At 69.8% G+C, this 18464-nt stretch carries 17 protein-coding genes and 2 pseudogenes; 9 read left to right on the plus strand and 10 right to left on the minus strand.

The genetic code is table 11. The annotated features are described in order from the left end of the window. Positions 1-707, plus strand: a pseudogene (locus ABDW21_RS06715) (phospho-sugar mutase); the annotation flags it as partial. 1 nt (position 708) lies between these two features. Here the strand turns inward: ABDW21_RS06715 and upp are convergent. Both upp and ABDW21_RS06725 read right to left on the minus strand, forming a co-directional pair. Next, on the minus strand, positions 709-1332 hold the full coding sequence (gene upp, locus ABDW21_RS06720; protein WP_343600434.1) for a uracil phosphoribosyltransferase: 624 nt from the start codon (positions 1330-1332) through the stop codon (positions 709-711). A gap of 13 nt (positions 1333-1345) precedes the next feature. After that, positions 1346-2830, minus strand: a complete 1485-nt coding sequence (locus ABDW21_RS06725; protein ID WP_343710208.1) for a PE-PPE domain-containing protein — start codon at positions 2828-2830, stop codon at positions 1346-1348. A 205-nt stretch (positions 2831-3035) separates the two neighbouring features. Between ABDW21_RS06725 and ABDW21_RS06730 the strand changes: the two genes are divergently transcribed. Next, positions 3036-3941, plus strand: coding sequence for an alkaline phosphatase family protein (locus ABDW21_RS06730; RefSeq protein ID WP_343600423.1), 906 nt, complete (start codon positions 3036-3038; stop codon positions 3939-3941). A gap of 48 nt (positions 3942-3989) precedes the next feature. Then, positions 3990-5291, plus strand: coding sequence for a primosomal protein (locus ABDW21_RS06735; RefSeq protein ID WP_343710209.1), 1302 nt, complete (start codon positions 3990-3992; stop codon positions 5289-5291). Between the two features lie 317 nt (positions 5292-5608). Here the strand turns inward: ABDW21_RS06735 and ABDW21_RS06740 are convergent, their stop codons facing one another. Beyond that, positions 5609-6274 carry a helix-turn-helix domain-containing protein gene (locus ABDW21_RS06740; RefSeq protein WP_343600421.1) on the minus strand — a complete coding sequence of 222 codons (666 nt, stop codon included), beginning with the start codon at positions 6272-6274 and terminating at the stop codon, positions 5609-5611. Between the two features lie 102 nt (positions 6275-6376). Here ABDW21_RS06740 and ABDW21_RS06745 point away from each other — a divergent pair, with 102 nt between their 5' ends. Next, positions 6377-7996 (plus strand): MFS transporter, encoded by a 1620-nt coding sequence (locus ABDW21_RS06745; RefSeq protein WP_343710210.1) that lies wholly within the window; start codon positions 6377-6379, stop codon positions 7994-7996. 13 nt (positions 7997-8009) lie between these two features. Here the strand turns inward: ABDW21_RS06745 and ABDW21_RS06750 are convergent, their stop codons facing one another. The 7 genes and pseudogenes from ABDW21_RS06750 to ABDW21_RS06780 form a co-directional block, all read right to left on the minus strand. Beyond that, complete coding sequence (locus tag ABDW21_RS06750; RefSeq protein WP_343600419.1) at positions 8010-8462, minus strand: DUF2252 family protein; 453 nt, start codon at positions 8460-8462, stop codon at positions 8010-8012. Between the two features lie 67 nt (positions 8463-8529). Beyond that, a pseudogene (locus tag ABDW21_RS06755) lies at positions 8530-9399 on the minus strand (DUF2252 family protein); the annotation flags it as partial. A gap of 108 nt (positions 9400-9507) precedes the next feature. Continuing rightward, positions 9508-10308, minus strand: a complete 801-nt coding sequence (fetB, locus tag ABDW21_RS06760) for an iron export ABC transporter permease subunit FetB (protein WP_343600418.1) — start codon at positions 10306-10308, stop codon at positions 9508-9510. Continuing rightward, entirely contained in the window at positions 10305-10979 is a 675-nt protein-coding gene (locus ABDW21_RS06765) for a phosphate ABC transporter ATP-binding protein (RefSeq protein ID WP_343600417.1), read from the minus strand. The genes fetB and ABDW21_RS06765 overlap by 4 nt, the downstream gene beginning before the upstream one ends. Positions 10980-10981: 2 nt before the next feature. Beyond that, on the minus strand, positions 10982-12070 hold the full coding sequence (locus ABDW21_RS06770) for an adenosine deaminase (protein ID WP_343710211.1): 1089 nt from the start codon (positions 12068-12070) through the stop codon (positions 10982-10984). A gap of 52 nt (positions 12071-12122) precedes the next feature. Continuing rightward, complete coding sequence (locus ABDW21_RS06775) at positions 12123-13397, minus strand: thymidine phosphorylase (RefSeq protein ID WP_343710212.1); 1275 nt, start codon at positions 13395-13397, stop codon at positions 12123-12125. Further along, entirely contained in the window at positions 13397-13792 is a 396-nt protein-coding gene (locus ABDW21_RS06780; protein ID WP_343710213.1) for a cytidine deaminase, read from the minus strand. The genes ABDW21_RS06775 and ABDW21_RS06780 overlap by 1 nt, the downstream gene beginning before the upstream one ends. 161 nt (positions 13793-13953) lie before the next feature. Here ABDW21_RS06780 and sdhC point away from each other — a divergent pair, with 161 nt between their 5' ends. From sdhC to ABDW21_RS06805, 5 genes are all read left to right on the plus strand, one after another. Next, complete coding sequence (sdhC, locus tag ABDW21_RS06785) at positions 13954-14391, plus strand: succinate dehydrogenase, cytochrome b556 subunit (protein ID WP_343710214.1); 438 nt, start codon at positions 13954-13956, stop codon at positions 14389-14391. After that, on the plus strand, positions 14388-14855 hold the full coding sequence (locus tag ABDW21_RS06790) for a succinate dehydrogenase hydrophobic membrane anchor subunit (RefSeq protein WP_343600412.1): 468 nt from the start codon (positions 14388-14390) through the stop codon (positions 14853-14855). Before sdhC ends, ABDW21_RS06790 begins: the two co-directional genes overlap by 4 nt. Positions 14856-14937: 82 nt before the next feature. Beyond that, on the plus strand, positions 14938-16692 hold the full coding sequence (gene sdhA, locus ABDW21_RS06795; protein WP_343710215.1) for a succinate dehydrogenase flavoprotein subunit: 1755 nt from the start codon (positions 14938-14940) through the stop codon (positions 16690-16692). Then, a complete protein-coding gene (locus ABDW21_RS06800) occupies positions 16692-17504 on the plus strand; it encodes a succinate dehydrogenase iron-sulfur subunit (protein ID WP_343710216.1) in 813 nt (270 codons plus the stop codon). Before sdhA ends, ABDW21_RS06800 begins: the two co-directional genes overlap by 1 nt. Before the next feature lie 145 nt (positions 17505-17649). Further along, complete coding sequence (locus tag ABDW21_RS06805) at positions 17650-18306, plus strand: MOSC domain-containing protein (protein WP_343710217.1); 657 nt, start codon at positions 17650-17652, stop codon at positions 18304-18306. The last annotated feature ends 158 nt before the right edge of the window (positions 18307-18464 follow it).

Here is an 18464-nt window from a genome sequence, read left to right on the forward strand (position 1 = left end):
GCCCGGTCGTGGCCAGCCCGGTCGTGGCCAGCCCGGTCGTGGCCAGCCCGGTCGTGGCCAGCCCGGTCGTGGCCAGCACAGTGGTGTCGTCGCGGATGCTCGCGGCGATCGCCGCGCGCCACGGCGCCCGTCACGTCGAGACCCTGACCGGTTTCAAATGGCTGGCGCGTGCCGACGCGAACTGTCCGGGTGCCACGCTGGTCTACGCCTATGAGGAGGCTATCGGGCACTGCGTCGACCCGGCCGCGGTCCGCGACAAGGACGGCATCAGCGCCGCGGTGCTGACCTGCGATCTGGTGGCATCGCTGAAACACCATGGCCTTTCGGTGCTCGACGCGTTGGACGCCCTCGCCCACCAGCACGGCGTGCACGTCGGTGCCGCGGTGTCGCGACCGGTGGCCGACACCGCCGACGCGAGCGCGTTCATGCGCCGGCTGCGGGCTGATCCCCCCGCCTCGATGGCCGGATTCTCCGTGACGACAACGGATCTGCTGCAGCGCCGCGGGCCGGACCGCACCGACGCGCTGATCTTCGCGGGCGGCGACAGGCAGACCTCGGCCCGGGTGGTGGTGCGGCCGTCGGGTACCGAGCCGAAAGTCAAGTGCTACCTCGAAATCCGGTGCGCCGTGGCCGGCAATGTGCACGATGCCCGCGAACGCGCAACCGCGCTGTGCGAGCGACTGGCCGTCACTGTGCGGGGCTGGTAGCTCAGCGCGGCCCGAACTGGCGGTCCCCGGCGTCGCCCAGGCCCGGCACGATGTAGGCCGCGTCATCGAGCCGGTCGTCGACGGCGACCGTGAACACCCGCACGTTCGGGGCGGCTTTCTCCAGCGCCGCAAGGCCTTCCGGTGCGGCCACCACGCACAGCGCCGTGATGTCGTCGGCGCCGCGGCGGCGCAGCAACTCGACCGTGTGCGCCATCGAGCCCCCGGTGGCCAGCATCGGGTCGAGCACCAGCACCGGCTGGCCGCCCAGATCGTCGGGCAGCGACTCCAGATACGGGATCGGCCGATGGGTCACCGCGTCGCGAACGACCCCGACGAAACCCACCTTGGCTTCCGGTATCAGTGCGTGCGCCTGGTCGACCATGCCCAACCCGGCCCGCAGCACCGGCACCAACAGCGGCGGCCGGACCAGCCGCACCCCGGCCGTCTCGGCCAGGGGTGTGCGAACCCGGACGCTCTCGCCCGGGGCGTCGCGGGTGGCCTCGTAGACCAGCATCAGCGTCAGGTCGCGCAGCGCGGCCCGAAACGCCGCGTTTGCGGTGCGCTCGTCGCGCAACGTCGTCAGCCGGGCCGCGGCCAGCGGATGCTCGAGGACACGCACGTGCACGGGCGTGACCGGCTCAGGCACCGAAGAAGTTGAAGACGTTGAAAGCGTCGCCGACGAGGTCGATGAGCGGCGTCCCGGGGATCAGCGGCCCGTCCAGCACGGCGTCCGGGCCGATGACGGCGGCCACGGCCGGTAGGCCGGTCAGCAGGTTCCACCCGGTGAGCACAACCTGGTCCGCGAGGTTGATCGCGTCGTAGCCGGTGACGGCCTGTAAGGCGATGGTGAGGCCGCTCATGATGTCGGCGGGGACGGCGGGCAGCGGGCCGGAACCGTAAATATCGTGCAACACGTCGACGATGGGGCCGACCACGCTCTGGATCGCGGCGTTGTCGACGCCGGCCAGCAGCTGCAGCGGGTCCATCTTCTCGAAGAATCCGGCGACGCCGGAGCCGTCCCAGAGCGTGCCAAGCGGGGTCTCCGCCCAGGGGCCGCCCGGGACGCCTTCGCCCACCACGTTGTCCACCATCTGCTCGTAGGGGCTGCCGTCGGGTATCGCGTAGTACCCGTCGACCGCCGGGTCGCCCGCGTTGCCGTAGCCCCAGTCGGTGATCAACCTCAGCCACGGCGAGAACACGTCGCCGAAGAACTGCCCGGCGCCGCCCCCGTCGTACAGCCACTGCACGATCGGCAGGTTCTGCGGAATCTCGTAGAAGGTGGCCTGGCCGATCGTGCCGATTGCCACCGGATGGTCGAAGTTGATGTCGCCGGGATCCGGGTAGTGCGGGTGCACGGTGCCGATACCGATCAACGCGCTGACGTCGCCCAGTACGTTGGTCGGGTCCTGCGGGAAGTCGGCGTAGCCGTCGTATTCGGCGGTGTAGATGTCGACGGGGAACGCGTCGGTGGGGGTCGGCGGAATGCTCAGCGGCACATTGATGAACGGCAGGTGCTGAGGTTCGAGGGACACGCTGAATTTGCCGATGCCGTCGGGGAATTGGAAGCGATCCAGGATGCCGCCGATCGGATTGTTGGGGTCACCGACCACCACGAAGGACAGGTTCGGGTCGCTGACGCCGGCGGCGTGCAGGGTTTCCATCTCCTGGGTGGCGATGGTGGCGCTCTGCGAATAGCCGAACACCGTTGCGGTGCCGTTGCTCGCCGCCAGGCTGCTGATGTCGTTGTTGAGCACGGCGAGGCCCACCTTCAGCGAGTCGCCGAAGTTCAGGTTCGTCCATGAGCTGGGATCGTCGGCGGGGGCGGGAAAGCAGACGGGCTGGCAGAACTCCTCGGGCGTGTTGACGGCGATGGGTGTTCCCTCGTCGAGATAGAGCTGCTCGACACCGGGGATGTAGCCGGGCACGACGCCAGGATTAGGTTCAGTCGTGCCGCCCATGATGTAGTCGTCTTCGGCGGACAACAGCGCCACGCCGACGGCCTTTTCTCCGCGAACGGTGTGCACCCCGACCACGACCGTCGCGGTCAGCGTCGACGCCGCAGCCAGCACCCCGACGATCGCCCGCAGCACGGCACCCCGCGACCCTAGCCTCGGACCTGCCATCGCGACTCTCCACCCGTCACCGCGCATACCGTTACCGGCGGTATCGCCAGATTCTGCGCCGTGCCCGCACCCGTCGGGCCGGAACCGTCACAATGTACCGCGTTCGCGGCGGGGTACCGGGTTCGCGGCGGGCCGGATCGGCGGCTCCGCGACACGCCCGCGCCGAGAGCCCGTCTCGCGCAGACGTGCTCCTATACTCCATCGAATGCCACGCCGACAACGGCGGACAAGTAGGTGGCGCCGGGCGGTCAGCCTGATCGGCGGGTTGGCGGCCTTCGCCACGGTGACGTCCTGGCCGGCACCACATCTCGGGGGCAGAAACCCCTCGGTGAACCTCGCGGCGGCAGCGGTCCCCGCGTTCGCACACGTCGTCGTCGTCGTCGAAGAGAACCGCTCCTACGCCAACGTGATCGGCAACGCGTCGGCGCCCTACATCAACTCGCTGGCCGCGGGTGGCGCGTCGATGAGCCAGTCTTTCGCCGAGACGCACCCGAGCGAGCCGAACTACCTGGCGCTCTTCGCCGGCAGCACCTTCGGCCTGAAGGGCAACGTCTGCCCGGTCGACGGCGCCAACATCGCCAACCTCGGCTCCGAACTGCAGGCAACCGGGCGCACCTTCATGGGTTTCGCCGAAAGCCTGCCCGCGGTCGGCTCGACGGTCTGCGCCGCGGGCAAGTACGCCCGCAAGCACGCCCCCTGGGTCAATTTCGCCAACATCCCACCCGCCTACTCGGTGCCGTTCTCCGCGTTTCCGCCGCCCCAGAGCTACGCGAGCCTGCCGACGGTCTCGTTCGTGATTCCCGACGTCGACAACGACATGCACGACGGCTCGATCGCGCGGGGTGACGAGTGGCTGCGCCGGTACATCGCGCCGTATGCGCAGTGGGCGCCGGCCAACAACAGCCTGCTCATCCTGACCTGGGACGAGGACGACAACTCCGCGCACAACCAGATCCCGACCGTCTTCTGCGGCGCCAACGTCAAGCCCGGGATCTACGCCGAGCAGATCAGCCACTACAACGTGCTGTCCACGCTGGAGCAGATGTACGGGCTGCCCAAGACGGGCTATGCGGCACAGGCGCCGGCCATCACCGACATCTGGACCGGCTAGCCACGGCGGGGCGCGGCCCGCGCGCCGGGCGTCGCTATTGTGTGCCGCATGGCTGCTGACCTCGTGCCCCTCCGCCTGAGCCTGACCGCCGGTGACCGCTACACGGTGTGGGCGCCGCGCTGGCGTGACGCCGGCGACGAATGGGAGGCCTTTCTGGGCGAGGGCGAGGAGCTCTACTGCTTCGAGACCGTGGCCGACCTGGTCGCGTTCGTACGCACCAGAACCGACCACGACCTCGCCGATCACCCGGGCTGGAAGGCGCTGGCCGAGGCCGGCGCGCACACCCTGGATCCCGCCGAGGACCGGCAGTTCGACCTGATCGCGGTGGAGGAGCTGGTCGCCGAGAAACCGACCGAGGAGTCGGTCGCGGCGCTGGCGAACACGCTGGCCGTGGTCTCCTCGATCGGCTCGGTCTGCGAGCTGGCGCCGGTGTTGAAGTTCTTCAACGGCAACCCCAGCCTCGGCACGGTGGCCGGCGGTGTCGACTACTTCACCGGCAGGGCCGGCCTCAAACGCTGGCACGGGATCGCCGAGGTGATCGCGCGTAGCTGGGACGACGTGCTCGCCGCCGTCGACGGCGTCGTCAGCACTCCCGACGTGGACGCCGCGGCGTCGGCGCGCGCCGCCGACGAACTGGCGGAGCCACCCGACGAACCCGAGCAGGACCAGGATGCCGCCGATGCCGCCGACGTCGCCGACGAGGCCGACGTCGCCGAGGAGGACCCAGCCGCGGACGCCGATGCGGCCGAGGCCGTCGCCGACGAGCACCGCACCGACGGCGACGACGCGGTGCTGGGCGGCGACGAGGACTTCTGGTTGAAGGTCGGCATCGACCCGATCCGGATCATGACCGGCGCCGGGACGTTCTACACGCTGCGCTGCTATCTCGACGACCGGCCCATCTTCCTCGGCCGCAACGGCCGGATCAGCGTCTTCAGCTCGGAGCGGGCGCTGACCCGGTATCTGGCCGACGAGCACGACCACGACCTGTCGGAGCTGAGCACCTACGACGACATCCGCACCGCCGCCACCGACGGGTCGCTGCGGGCCGACGTCACCGAGGACAACGTCTACGTGCTGACCGGGCTGGCCGACGATCTGGCCGACGGGCCCGACGCGGTGGACCGCGAACAGCTGGAGCTGGCCGTCGAGTTGCTCCGCGACGTCGGCGACTATGCCGAGGACAACAGCGTCGACAAGGCGCTCGCGACCGAACGGCCGCTGGGCAGGCTGGTGGCGTCCGTGCTGGAGCCCGGCGCGGCGAGCAGGCCCGCAGCGCCGTACATCGAGGCGGTGCGCGAATGGGAGGCCCTGGACCGCTTCGTGGAGTCGCGGCTGAGGCGCGAGTAGCGCCGCAGGCCGGCGGCGACTGTGACGTGAGCGTCGCGGCTGAGGCGCGAGTAGCGCCGCAGGCCGGCGGCGACTGTGACGTGAGCGTCGCGGCTGAGGCGCGAGTAGCGCCACTTCGGTGGATCGAGGTTGAGTCACATCAGCACCAGGAGCTGACCATGACATGCTGCCGCGAAGTGATATCGCATCCGCCATCACGTTGGAGCAGGTACTAAATCCCTCGCCCAGCGACAGGCGGGGCGGATGAGGTTGGCGAGGTTGGCTCACCCGCTCAGCGGGTTAAGCCGGGTCGCGGCGCTCAGGCGCACACAGCACGCTCAGCGCTGTCCGGTCAGCATGGCGATCGACCGGCGTAACTGCTGCTCGGGCGGCGCGGCCGGCAGCGGCTGCTCGGGCCGCGCACGGAAGGCGTCGACCATCAACCCCGCGAAGCGCCGCGACGCGTCCGGGGCCGCGTCGCCGGTGGCCCGCAACACTCCCGCGTTGGCCAGCAACAGCACGACGACGTCGGCGGCCACCACGTCGGCGCGCAGGCGCCCCTCCTGCTGCGCGCGCTCGATGAGCACCCTGAGCTTGTCGACGGCCTCGTTGGCGCGCTGTTCGATCACGCTGTTGGCGGGAAACGCCGTGGTCAGCAGGTCCCGCAGGCCGGCGTCGGCGGCCTGCAGGTCGCACAGCTCGACGATGAGCCCGCAGAAGCCGTCCCAGGCGCGCGGGGCGGTCAGCGCGCGGTCGACGGCGCCGGTGTAGCGCGAGATGCTGCGCTCGAATGCCGCGGCCGCCAGGTCCGCGCGGGACGGAAAGCGCCGGTAGAGCGTGGCGACGCCGACCGCGGCGCGGCTGGCGATCTCCTCCAGCGGCACCGACAGCCCGCGTTCGGCGAACAGCTCAGCGGCGGCGGTGAGGATCCGATCGCGGTTGAGCTGCGCGTCAGCCCGCAGTGGTCTGGCTCCCTCGTCACGCTCCGCTGCGGGTGAAATCACAGCTCCAGATTAGCCACTGAAGTGGAAGACAACATCCACTTGCCACTACCGTCGTCCCAGTTAAGTGAAAGTAGTCCTCCATTTAGGGAACGGAACACAGACATGACCGCCATCATCACGGCGCCGGAACTAGCCCCGGAACCGACCCCGGACCTGACCACAGCCGGCCGTCATCGCGCACCCGACAGCCGAGCCGCGATGCGGGGACACCCGTGGTGGACGCTGCTCGCCGTCTCGATCGGCGTGATCATGGTCGGCCTGGACGCGTCGGTGGTGGCGATCGCCAACCCGCGCATCGCCGCCGACCTCAAGGCGTCGCTGTCGGACCTGCAGTGGATCACCGACGCCTACATGCTGGCGCTGGCGTCGCTGCTGATCTTCGGCGGAAAACTGGGCGACCGCTTCGGGCGCCGGCTGGTGTTCTTCATCGGGGTGGTGGGCTTCGCCGCCACCTCGGTGGGGATCGGGCTGATCGGCACCGTCGACGGCGTCATCACCCTGCGCACCCTGCAGGGCGTGTTCGGGGCGCTGCTGATGCCCAGCACGCTGGCCATCATCCGCAGCACCTTCCCGGCCGACAAGCTCAACGCGGCGGTCGGCATCTGGGGCGCCGCCTCCGGGGTGTCCATTGCGGCCGGGCCGATCGTCGGCGGGCTGCTCGTCGAGCACGTCACCTGGCAGTCGGTCTTCTACATCAACGCCCCGATCGCGGTGGCCGCGCTGCTGATCGGCGGCGCCGCGATCACCGAGAGCCGCAGCGTCGGCGAGCACCATCTCGACGTTCCCGGCATCGCCACCCTGTCCGGAGGTCTCTTCTTGGTCGTGTTCGGTCTGATCAAGGCGCAGAACTGGGGCTGGCTGGCGGGCCGGACGCTGACCGTGATCGCCGCCGGCGCGCTGGCGGTGGCCGCGTTCGTGGTGATCGAGCTGCGCACCCGCGACCCGCTGCTGCCGATGCGGCTGTTCGCCAACCGGACGCTGTCGATCGGCACCGCGGTCGTCGTCATCGACTTCTTCGCGCTGTTCGGCGCGGTGTTCTTCCTGTCGCTGTACCTGCAGAACGTGCAGGGCTTCTCACCCGCGGTCACCGGTGTCCGCACGCTGCCGTTGAGCCTGATGCTGATGGTGACCGCCCCGCTGAGCGGAGTCGTCACCGACAAGTTCGGGCCGCGACCGGCCATGGTCGTCGGGCTGGGCGCGGTGGCGGCCGGGCTGTTCTCGCTGACGGCCCTGCACGCCGACTCCGGCTACCACGCGCTGTGGCCCGCGTTCGTGTTGCTGGGGGCGGGCATCGGCCTGGTGCTGACGGCCAGCTCCGACGCCATCATCGGCAACGCCGGCGTCGACGACGCCGGGGTGGCCGGCGGCGTGCAGAGCACCGCGGTGCAGCTGGGCGGGGTGCTGGGCACCACGATACTGGGCTCGGTGGTGTCCAGCCGGGTCGGGTCGGTGCTCGTCGACCAGCTCACCGCCGCGGGCATTCCGGCGCCCGTCGCCGCGACGTTCGGTCCCGCCAAGGAGCTGGTGGCTCAAGGCGTCGCACCGACGGTGCCGGGCACGCCGGCGCCGCTGGCCGCCGCGGTGGCACGCGGCAGCCACGAGGCGTTCATGACCGGTTTGCACACCTCGATGGCGGTCGCGGCCGCCACGGCGGCCCTCGGCGCGGTGCTGGCGTTGTTCGTGCGACGCGGCCCGAACCCGGCCGACGCCCCGGCGTCGTGATCGTCGCGCCGCGTCACTTCTCCGGCCGCGCCTCGATGCGGTGCTCGGCCACCGCCGCGCGTAGCGCGGCGTAGTCGCGTTCGTTGCGCTCGGCGTACGCCTCGGCGAAGCGGGTCAGCGCCGAGACGGCCGCATCGCCTGTGCCGAGGTAGCCCGCGATCGCGACGCGGTCTCCGGTTCGTGCGTGCGCACGGGCCAGGACGTGCCCGCAGCCCTGCCCGTAATCGGCCAGCATCCCCGGGCTCAAGGCCTCGACGCGGGCCGACCCCTTCCAGTCGCGCAGTTGGCGCACGTAGTAGTCGGCCTCGTGCCCGTCGGGGCCGACTCCGCGCAGCCAACCGAGCAGGATGTCGCTGCTGGCCTGAATCAACCGCTGCCCGATGACAACCCGCTTGCCTGCGTTGGCGTACCTGCTGCGCGCCAGATACGGCTCGAGGACCGACGGTTGCGCTTCCTTGACCTGCATCAGCCCCGACCTGCATCAGCAGCGGATCGTCCTGGTCGCGGCCCCACAACAGCACCACCCAGACGCGGGTGCCCACGCTGCCGACGCCGACGACCTGGCGTGCCATGGCCGCATACCTGAACCGGCGGACCAGCGCACGGCGGGCCGGGTCCAGACTCGCCTCGTAGGCGGCCAGCAGGACACCCATCTGCTGCTCGTGCCGGCGCGCCTCGCCCTCGCCGACCAGCTCGTCAATCGGGATCAGCAGCGGGGGGTCGCTGATCAGCCGCCGATGGCCGTCGACCACGTGCGTCAGCTTCGCCAACGCCTGCAGGTGGTCGCGGCCGCGTGACCTGGCCACGGTGCGGCGGACCGCACGCCCGTACTTGGGATCGATGCTGGTTTCCAGCGCCCGGTCGATGGACGTGTGGTCGTACCACACGTCGAGCTCCCGCATCTGGGCCAGGTCTCTCATCCGGTCACGGTAGGCGGCCACGCAGGTGCGAACCGCCCGCTCCCGTTGGGTTGCCGAGAAGCCGTTCACCCGGCCGGCGACCGCCAGGCTCGCGGCCAGCCGTTTGACATCCCATTCCCACGGCCCCGGCAACGTCTCGTCGAAGTCGTTGATGTCGAAGACGAGATTGCGCTCGGGAGAAGCGAACAAGCCGAAGTTAGACAGATGCGCGTCGCCGCACAGCTGCGCGGTCAGCCCGGTGTCGGGCCCGGCCGCCAAGTCGGCGGCCATAATCAGCGCCGCGCCGCGAAACAACGCGAACGGCGACGCCAGCATCCGCCCGTACCGAACGGCGACGAGCTCGGGGATCCGGGTCGCCGCCTGCGATTCCAGCAGCGAAATCGGGTCGCCGCGGGTGCCCTCCGCGACGACGTCGGCCAGGGCCGATCTGGGCATGGCTGCGCGGCGGGCTCTGCCCCACTCGCGGCGTTCCGCCACCGACATGGTCACCGCTGCAGCTCCTCACGGTCGCGGCGCCGTCCCCGATGGCGACAATGTAGCCGGGGCGGCGGCGCCGCGGGACCGGAAACGGGCCGGGGCCGGACGCCGGGCTCAGACCGGGCCGCTCCGGCGGGCGGCGGTTTCCGGACGGTGACGCAGCGGCAGCAGCCGGTGGTCGCGGGTGAACACCCGCCGGACCAGCCCGAGCGCGACGACCACGGTGGTGACCGCGACCGACCCCAGGACGAGGAACATCACCACCGCCTGCACGAGCACCGCCTGCACCGGTGACACGCCCGCGAGGATGAGTCCGGTCATCGCGCCGGGCAGGAAGACGAGCCCGGTGGCCTTGGTGGTCTCGATCTGCGGAGACAGCGCCGATCGCAACGCGGTCCGCAGGTACGGCGCGGCCGCCTGACGGTAGGGCTGACCCAGCGCCAGTCGGGCTTCCACCTCGTCGCGTTTGTCGCGCAGCTCATCGACAAGGCGCCGAGCCACCAGGACCGTGGCCGTCATCGAGTTGCCGATCATCATCCCGGCGATCGGCACCAGCGTCCGCGGCTGCAGCGGAAACACCCGCAAGCCGAACAACACGCCGAGCGTGACCACCGCCGCGGCGCCGAACGCGGCGACGGCCAGCGGCGCCAGGCGCGGCACCTCCGGGGCGCGCCGCCGGGCGACATCGCCGGCGTAGACCACCATGCCCGCCGCCCACGCCCACGACCACCACAGCGAGCGGCCCGGCTCGAACATCACCACCAGCAGGCCGCCCACCAGCAGCAACTGGACCAGCGCACGGACCGCCGACCACACCACCTGGCGCTCCAGGCCCAGCCGCTGCCATAGTGAGATCGCCGCCGCGAACCCCACCAACGCCAACGACGTCGCCAGACCCACCCACCCGACGTTCATCGCGTCACCTCCCCGTTCCCGGGCTCGACCGGTCCGAGACTCAAGCAGCGGCCGTGTTCGATGCGCACGACCCAGTCCGCGATCCGCTCGGCCTGCGCCCAGTCGTGGGTGACCCACAGGGCGGGAATTCCGTCCGAATCGGCCAGCTCACGCACAGCCTGTTCGATCACCTGCGCGGCGTCGGCGTCGACGGCGGAGGTCGGCTCGTCCAGCAGCAGCACCTGCGGTCGCGCGATCAGCGTGCGGGCCAGGCACATTCGCTGCGCCTCCCCGCCGGACAGTGCGGTCGCGTCGCGCTGCAGCCACGACCCGGTCAACGCCACCCGCTCCAGCATCTCGGTCATCTGGGCGTGCGACGCATCCGGGCCCGCGGCCCGCAGGTTCTCGGCGACGGTGCCGGGAAACGGCGTCGGACGCTGGAAGCACATGCCCACCCGGTGCCGCAGCCACAACGGATCGATACCGGCGACATCGTCGCCGCAGAACAACACCCGCCCACTGGTCGGCACCTCCAGTCGGTTGCACAGCCGCAGCAACGTCGACTTGCCCGATCCCGACGGGCCGAACACCACCGTCACGCCGCCGGCCGGGACGACCGCGCTGAACCGGTCCAGCGCCCGCACGCCGTCACGCTCCACGACGACGTCGGCGAAGTCGAATACCGTGCGCACGGCTACCCGACCAGCACCGCGAAGCGCGGCTTGATGACCTCGTCGATGACGGCCAGCCGTTCGTCGAACGGGATGAACGCCGACTTCATCGCGTTGATGGTGAACCGCGCCAGATCGTTCCAGCCGTAGCCGAACGCCTGCACCAGCCGGTGCATTTCGCGGCTCATCGAGGTGTCGCTCATCAGCCGGTTGTCAGTGTTGACGGTGACCCGGAACCGGGCCCTGGCCAACAGGTCGAACGGGTGCTCGGCGATGCTGGCCACCACACCGGAGTGCACGTTGGAGCTGGGACACAGCTCAAGCGGAATCCGCTTGTCCCGCAATATCGATGCCAGCCGGCCCAGCCGCACCGAGCCGTCGTCGTCCACCGCGACGTCGTCGAGGATCCGCACCCCGTGGCCGAGCCGATCGGCGCCGCAGAACGCGATCGCCTCGTGGATGGACGGCAGCCCGAACGCCTCACCGGCGTGAATCGTGAAGCGCGCGTTATGGTCTCGCATGTATTCGAACGCATCCAGGTGCCGTGACGGCGGGTGTCCGGCCTCTGCGCCGGCGATGTCGAATCCGACCACACCCTTGTCCCGGAAGCGGATCGCCAGCTCGGCGATCTCCCGCGACAGCGCGGCGTGACGCATCGCGGTCACCAGACAGCGCACGGTGATGGCACGGCCCGCCGCCGCCGCTGCCCGCTCGCCGTCGGCGAAGCCGGCCAGCACCGCGTCGACCACCTCGTCGAACGACAGGCCACGCTCGATGTGCAGTTCGGGGGCGAACCGCACCTCGGCGTACACCACCGAGTCGGCGGCCAGGTCCTGCACGCACTCGACCGCGACCCGGTGCAGCGCCTCGGGTGTCTGCATCACCGCGACGGTGTGCGCGAACGGCTCGAGGTAGCGCTCCAGGGAGCCGCTGTAGGAGGCGTTGTGAAACCAGCGGGCCAGCTCGGCGGCGTCGGTGCAGGGCAGCCCCTCGTAGCCGATCTGGCCGGCGATGTCCAGGACCGTGGCCGGACGCAGCCCGCCGTCGAGGTGATCGTGCAGCAGCGCCTTGGGCGCCTGCGTGATCGCATCCAGGGTCAGCGGCAGGGTCATCGGCGCCGCTCCTCCTCATCGCTTCGCTCTGTATCGTCGCCGGCGCGCGTCATCAGGTGATCCGATCGATGATCAGAGGCCGCGGGCCGGGCGGGGTGTCCGCGACGCTCCAGCCGCCGTCCAGTTCGGCCATCGCCGCACCGACACGGTCCGGGGTGTCGGTGTAGAGCGAGAACACTGCCTCACCGGCGGCCACCGGATCGCCGGGCCGGCGGTGGATGCGCAGGCCCGCCCCGGCCTGCACCGGCTGACCCGGGCGGGTCCTGCCCGCGCCGAGCCGCCACACCGCCATCCCCACCGCCCTCGCGTCGATGTCGCCTATTGTGCCGCCCCGGGGCGCGGTGACGGTCTCGCGACACCGGCCCATCGGCAACGGCGCCGACAGGTCGCCGCCCTGCGCGGCGATCAGCGCGCGGAACCGGTCCATCGCGGTGCCGTCGCGCAGGGCCTGCGCGGGGTCGCGGCCGTCGAGACCGGCGAGCTCGAGCATCTCGGCGGCCAGCGCCACCGTCAGCGCCACCACGTCGTCGGGCCCGCCACCGGCCAGCACGTCCAGCGCCTCGGCCACCTCGAGCGCATTGCCGGTGGCGCAGCCGAGCGGGGCGTTCATGTCGGTGAGCAGCGCCCGGGTGGGCAGGCCGTGTTCGGCGCCCAGCGCCACCATGGTTTCGGCCAGCTCCCGGCACCGCTCCTGCGAGCGCAGCAGCGCCCCGGAGCCGACCTTCACGTCGAGTACCAGCGCACCGGTTCCCTCGGCGAGCTTCTTGCCCATCACCGAACCGGCGATCAGCGGCGGCGACTCGACCGTGCCGGTGATGTCGCGCAGCGCGTACAGCCTGGCGTCGGCCGGCGCCAGGGCGCCCGCCGCGAAGATCGCCGCGCCGACATCGCACAGCTGTTGACGCACCTGCTGACGGGACAGTGCAGCGGTGAACCCCACGATGGACTCCAGCTTGTCCAGCGTGCCGCCGGTGTGACCGAGCCCGCGGCCGGACGCCTGTGGAACCGCCGCGCCGCAGGCGGCGACCACCGCCACCAGCGGCAGGGTCACCTTGTCGCCCACGCCACCGGTGGAATGCTTGTCCACCGTCGGCAGCCCCAGGTCGCCGAAGTCCCACTGTTCCCCCGACGCCACCATCGCCGACGTCCACCGCGCGGTTTCGCCGTGGTCCATGCCGCGCAGGCAAATCGCCATCAACAGCGCCGACATCTGCTCCTCGGCCACCCGGCCGCGCGTGTACGCGTCGACCACCCAGTCGATCGCCGCGTCGGGCAGCCGGCCACCGTCGCGTTTGGTCGCGATGACCGTCGGCGCGTCGAAGATCACTAGCGGGGCAGGTCGTCGGGGCCGAAGGCGTCGGGTAGCAGATCGCCCAGCCGACGCGGCCCGTCCGGGTGGTCGACCAACAGCTCCGGCCCGCCATGCTCCGCAAGCACCTGCCGGCAGCGTCCGCACGGCATCAGCGCGGCGCCGTCGGCGTCGACGCAGACCAGTGCGAGCAGCCTGCCTCCGCCGGTCGCACGCAGGGCTGAGACCACCCCGCACTCGGCACACAGCCCCAAGCCGAATGAGACATTTTCCACATTGCAGCCGGTGACCACGCGGTGGTCATCGACCAGGGCCGCAGCCCCCACCCGCAATCCCGAGTAGGGTGCATATGCCTGCTCGGCTACGTGGATCGCTTTCTCCCGCAACATATTCCAGTCAATCGCAGCGGACACGGCCGGGTCACCGGACGGGGACGCGGAGCATCGGGCGGACCCGGGACCGCGCGGACGGAGGCACAACTCGACCCTACCGCCGGAGCCGGCTCCCCCGGAGCGGCGCATACGACAGGGCCCATGGGTTTAGAGTCCAAGACAAGGACACGTTGGAGGTTCTGATGACGACGACATCCGCGGGTCCGGCCGCGTCGGCACCGCGAGACGCAACATCGCGTCCGCGGCCGCCGCGCCGGACCCTGTACCGGGGCGATCCCGGAATGTGGTCCTGGGTGTTGCACCGCATCACCGGGGCGACGATCTTCTTCTTCCTGTTCGTGCACGTGTTGGACACCGCGCTGGTCCGGGTGAGCCCGCAGGCGTACAACGAGATCCTGCAGGAATACAAGACACCGATCGTCGGCCTGATGGAACTCGGGCTGGTGGTCGCGGTGCTCTACCACGCGCTCAACGGACTGCGGGTCATCCTGATCGACTTCTGGGCCCAGGGTCCGCGCTACCAGCGCCAGATGCTCTGGGGCGTCGCCGCCATCTGGCTGCTGGTGATGGTTCCGGCGGCCGTCGTGATCGGCCTGCACATGGCGGAGCGGTTCCTGTGACCGCGCCCGACCTTCAACTCGGCCGCGGCCAGGCCGCCCCGGTGCGCCAGCGCAGCCACGACCGCCCAGCCGGGTTGGACAACCCGCGGGCGCCCCGCGGGCACTCGGGTATGCCCAACTTCGAGAAGTACGCCTGGCTATTCATGCGGATATCCGGTGTCGTGCTGGTATTTCTCGCGCTCGGGCACCTGTTCGTGATGCTGATGGTGCAGGACGGGGTGTACCGCATCGACTTCAACTACGTGGCGCAGCGCTGGCATTCGCCGTTCTGGCAGACCTGGGACCTGTTGTTGCTGTGGCTGGCGCAGCTGCACGGCGGCAACGGCCTACGCACCATCATCGGCGACTACAGCCGCAAGGATTCCACCCGGTTCTGGCTGAACACCCTGCTGGCGGTGTCGATGACGTTCACGCTGGTGCTGGGCACCTACGTGCTGCTGACCTTCGACCCGAACCTGTCATGATTACGCCGCCTCCTCCTCATCCCTTCGTCCCCCTCGCCGCTGCTCGGCTGGGGGTGCCCCCACTGCATCGTCGGCGGCGGTCATGATCGCCGAACACCGATACGACGTGGTGATCGTCGGCGCCGGCGGCGCCGGGATGCGGGCGGCCGTGGAGGCCGGGCCGCGGGTGCGCACCGCGGTGCTGACCAAGCTCTACCCCACCCGCAGCCACACCGGCGCCGCACAGGGCGGCATGTGTGCGGCGCTGGCCAACGTCGAGGACGACAACTGGGAGTGGCACACCTTCGACACCGTCAAGGGCGGCGACTACCTGGCCGACCAGGACGCCGTCGAGATCATGTGCAAGGAGGCCATCGACGCGGTGCTGGACCTGGAGAAGATGGGGATGCCGTTCAACCGCACCCCCGAGGGCCGCATCGACCAGCGCCGCTTCGGCGGGCACACCCGCGACCACGGCAAGGCCCCGGTGCGGCGGGCGTGTTACGCGGCCGACCGCACCGGCCACATGATCTTGCAGACGCTCTACCAGAACTGCGTCAAACACGACGTCGAGTTCTTCAACGAGTTCTACGTGCTGGATCTGGTGCTCACCGAGACGTCCGGCGGCCCGGTGACGTCCGGGGTGGTGGCCTACGAGTTGGCGACGGGCGACATCCACGTCTTCCACGCCAAGGCCGTGGTGATCGCGACCGGCGGGTCGGGCCGGATGTACAAGACCACCTCCAACGCGCACACCCTGACCGGCGACGGCATCGGCATCGTTTTTCGCAAAGGCCTTCCGTTGGAGGACATGGAGTTTCACCAGTTCCACCCGACCGGTCTGGCCGGTTTGGGCATCCTGATCTCCGAGGCGGTGCGCGGTGAGGGTGGCCGGCTGCTCAACGGCGAGGGCGAGCGGTTCATGGAGCGCTACGCCCCGACGATCGTCGACCTGGCGCCCCGCGATATCGTCGCCCGCTCGATGGTGCGTGAGGTGCTGGAGGGCCGCGGCGCCGGCCCCAACAAGGACTACGTCTACATTGACGTCCGCCATCTGGGTGCGGACGTGCTGGCCGCCAAGCTGCCCGACATCACCGAGTTCGCCCGCACCTACCTCGGCGTGGACCCGGTCACCGAACTGGTGCCGGTGTACCCGACCTGTCACTACCTGATGGGCGGCATCCCCACCACGGTCACCGGGCAAGTGCTGCGCGACAACACCACCACCGTGCCGGGTCTGTATGCGGCCGGCGAATGCGCATGCGTGTCGGTGCACGGGGCCAACCGGCTGGGCACCAACTCGCTGCTGGACATCAACGTGTTCGGCCGCCGGGCCGGCATCGCCGCGGCCAACTACGCGGCCGGACACGACTTCGTGCCGCTGCCGCCCGAGCCGGCCGCGATGGTGGTCGGCTGGGTGGCCGACATCGCATCCGAGCACGGCAACGAGCGTGTCGCCGACCTCCGCGGCGCGTTGCAGCAGTCGATGGACAACAACGCCGCGGTGTTCCGCACCGAGGAGACGCTCAAGCAGGCGCTGAAGGACATCCACACCCTCAAAGAGCGCTACTCCCGGATCACCGTGCACGACAAGGGAAAGCGATTCAACAGCGACCTGCTGGAAGCGATCGAGCTGGGCTTTCTGCTGGAGCTGGCCGAGGTCACCGTGGTCGGCGCACTCAACCGCAAGGAGTCCCGCGGCGGGCACGCCCGCGAGGACTACCCCAACCGCGACGACGTCAACTACATGCGCCACACCATGGCCCACAAGCAGGGCCGCGAGTTGCTCAGCGACATCCGGCTGGACTTCAAGCCGGTGGTGCAGACCCGCTACGAGCCCAAGGAACGGAAGTACTGATGAGCTCGCAGGAGGCTGTCGACACCGCGCAGGCCGGGGATCCGCCACTGCCACCGATCCCCGCCGGCGCGGCGATGGTGACCTTGCGAATCGCCCGGTTCAACCCGGAAAACCCGGACCAATACGCCGATTCGGGCGGCTGGCAGAGCTTCCGGGTGCCGTGCCTGCCCAGCGACCGCTTACTCAACCTGTTGATCTACGTCAAGAGCTACCTCGACGGCACGCTGACGTTCCGGCGGTCCTGCGCGCACGGGGTGTGCGGCTCGGACGCCATGCGGATCAACGGGCACAACCGGCTGGCCTGCAAGGTGCTGATGCGTGACCTGTTGCCGCACAACATCGTCGAGAAGCCCGGCAAGCAGGTGAGGATCACCATCGAGCCGATCCGCGGGCTGCCGGTGGAAAAGGACCTCGTCGTCGACATGGAGCCGTTCTTCGACGCCTACCGGGCGGTCAAGCCGTACCTGGTCACCAGCGGCAACGAGCCGACCCGCGAACGCATCCAGAGCCAGGCCGACCGCGCCCGCTACGACGACACCACCAAGTGCATCCTGTGTGCCTGTTGCACCGCCAGCTGCCCGGTGTTCTGGGTTGAGGGCAGCTACGTCGGTCCGGCGGCGATCGTCAACGCGCACCGCTTCATCTTCGACAGCCGCGACGAGGCTGCCGCCGAGCGCCTTGACATCCTCAACGAGGTCGACGGCGTGTGGCGGTGTCGCACCACGTTCAACTGCACCGAGGCCTGCCCACGCGGCATCGAGGTGACCAAGGCTATCCAAGAGGTCAAGCGCGCGCTGCTATTCGCCCGCTGAGCCGGCGCCGCGGCCGCCGCTGGCGCTGGCCCTAGCGCTGGCCCTAGCGCTGGCGCCGGACCGAGCGTGACAGTAGTTTCACGTTGGGCATCGAGCGTGGCAGTAGTTTCACGTTCGGTGGCCGCCTCGCCGCTATTGTGAGCGGGTGCACGTCTTGTCGGTCAATGTGGCACGGCCCCGGGTCAATCCCGATCCGCGCGGGCAGTCCCCGCTGACCGGGATCGACAAGCAGCCCGTCGACGACGCCGTCCTGGTCCGCCCACCCGGGCACGCGCAGAGCGACTCCAGTGGCCTGATCGGTGACACCATCGGCAATCCCAAGTTGCATGGCGGACCCGATCAGGCGGTCTACGCCTATGCCCGCGAGGATCTCGACACCTGGGAAGCGCAACTCGGTGTCACGCTGGACAACGGGATGTTCGGCGAGAACCTCACCACCGTCGGTGTCGACCTGACCCAGACCCGGATCGGCGAGCGATGGCGTATCGGGACCGGGATGTTGCTCCTCGAAGTCTCCGCCCCGCGCACCCCGTGCCGGACGTTCGCGTGCTTCCTGGACCGGCCGCACTGGATCAAGACGTTCACCGACGCCGGAGTGCCCGGCGCGTATTTCCGTGTGCTGTCCACGGGCCAGGTCCGCGCGGGCGACGGTATCACGATCGAGTACCGCCCCGACCACGACATCACGATCGGGCTGGTTTTTCAGGCCCGGATGAAAGACCCGGATCTGGCGCCCACGCTGTTACAGGCTGACGCACTGTCTGCCCAACTGAAAAGCTTTGCGCGGCAACGTTCCACATGACCGACCACCTCTGGCTGCACTTCACCAAGCACGGCCCGGGCATCACACCGCCGATCATCACCCGCGGCGAGGGTGTGACAATTTTGGCTCTACTGCCATGAATGTGGATGACCTCCTGTGTGGTATGGGAGTTGGAGTGTGACGGGTCCGCAGGCCAG

Origin of the sequence: Mycobacterium sp. (genome assembly GCF_039583805.1) — a bacterium.
Classification (GTDB): domain Bacteria; phylum Actinomycetota; class Actinomycetes; order Mycobacteriales; family Mycobacteriaceae; genus Mycobacterium.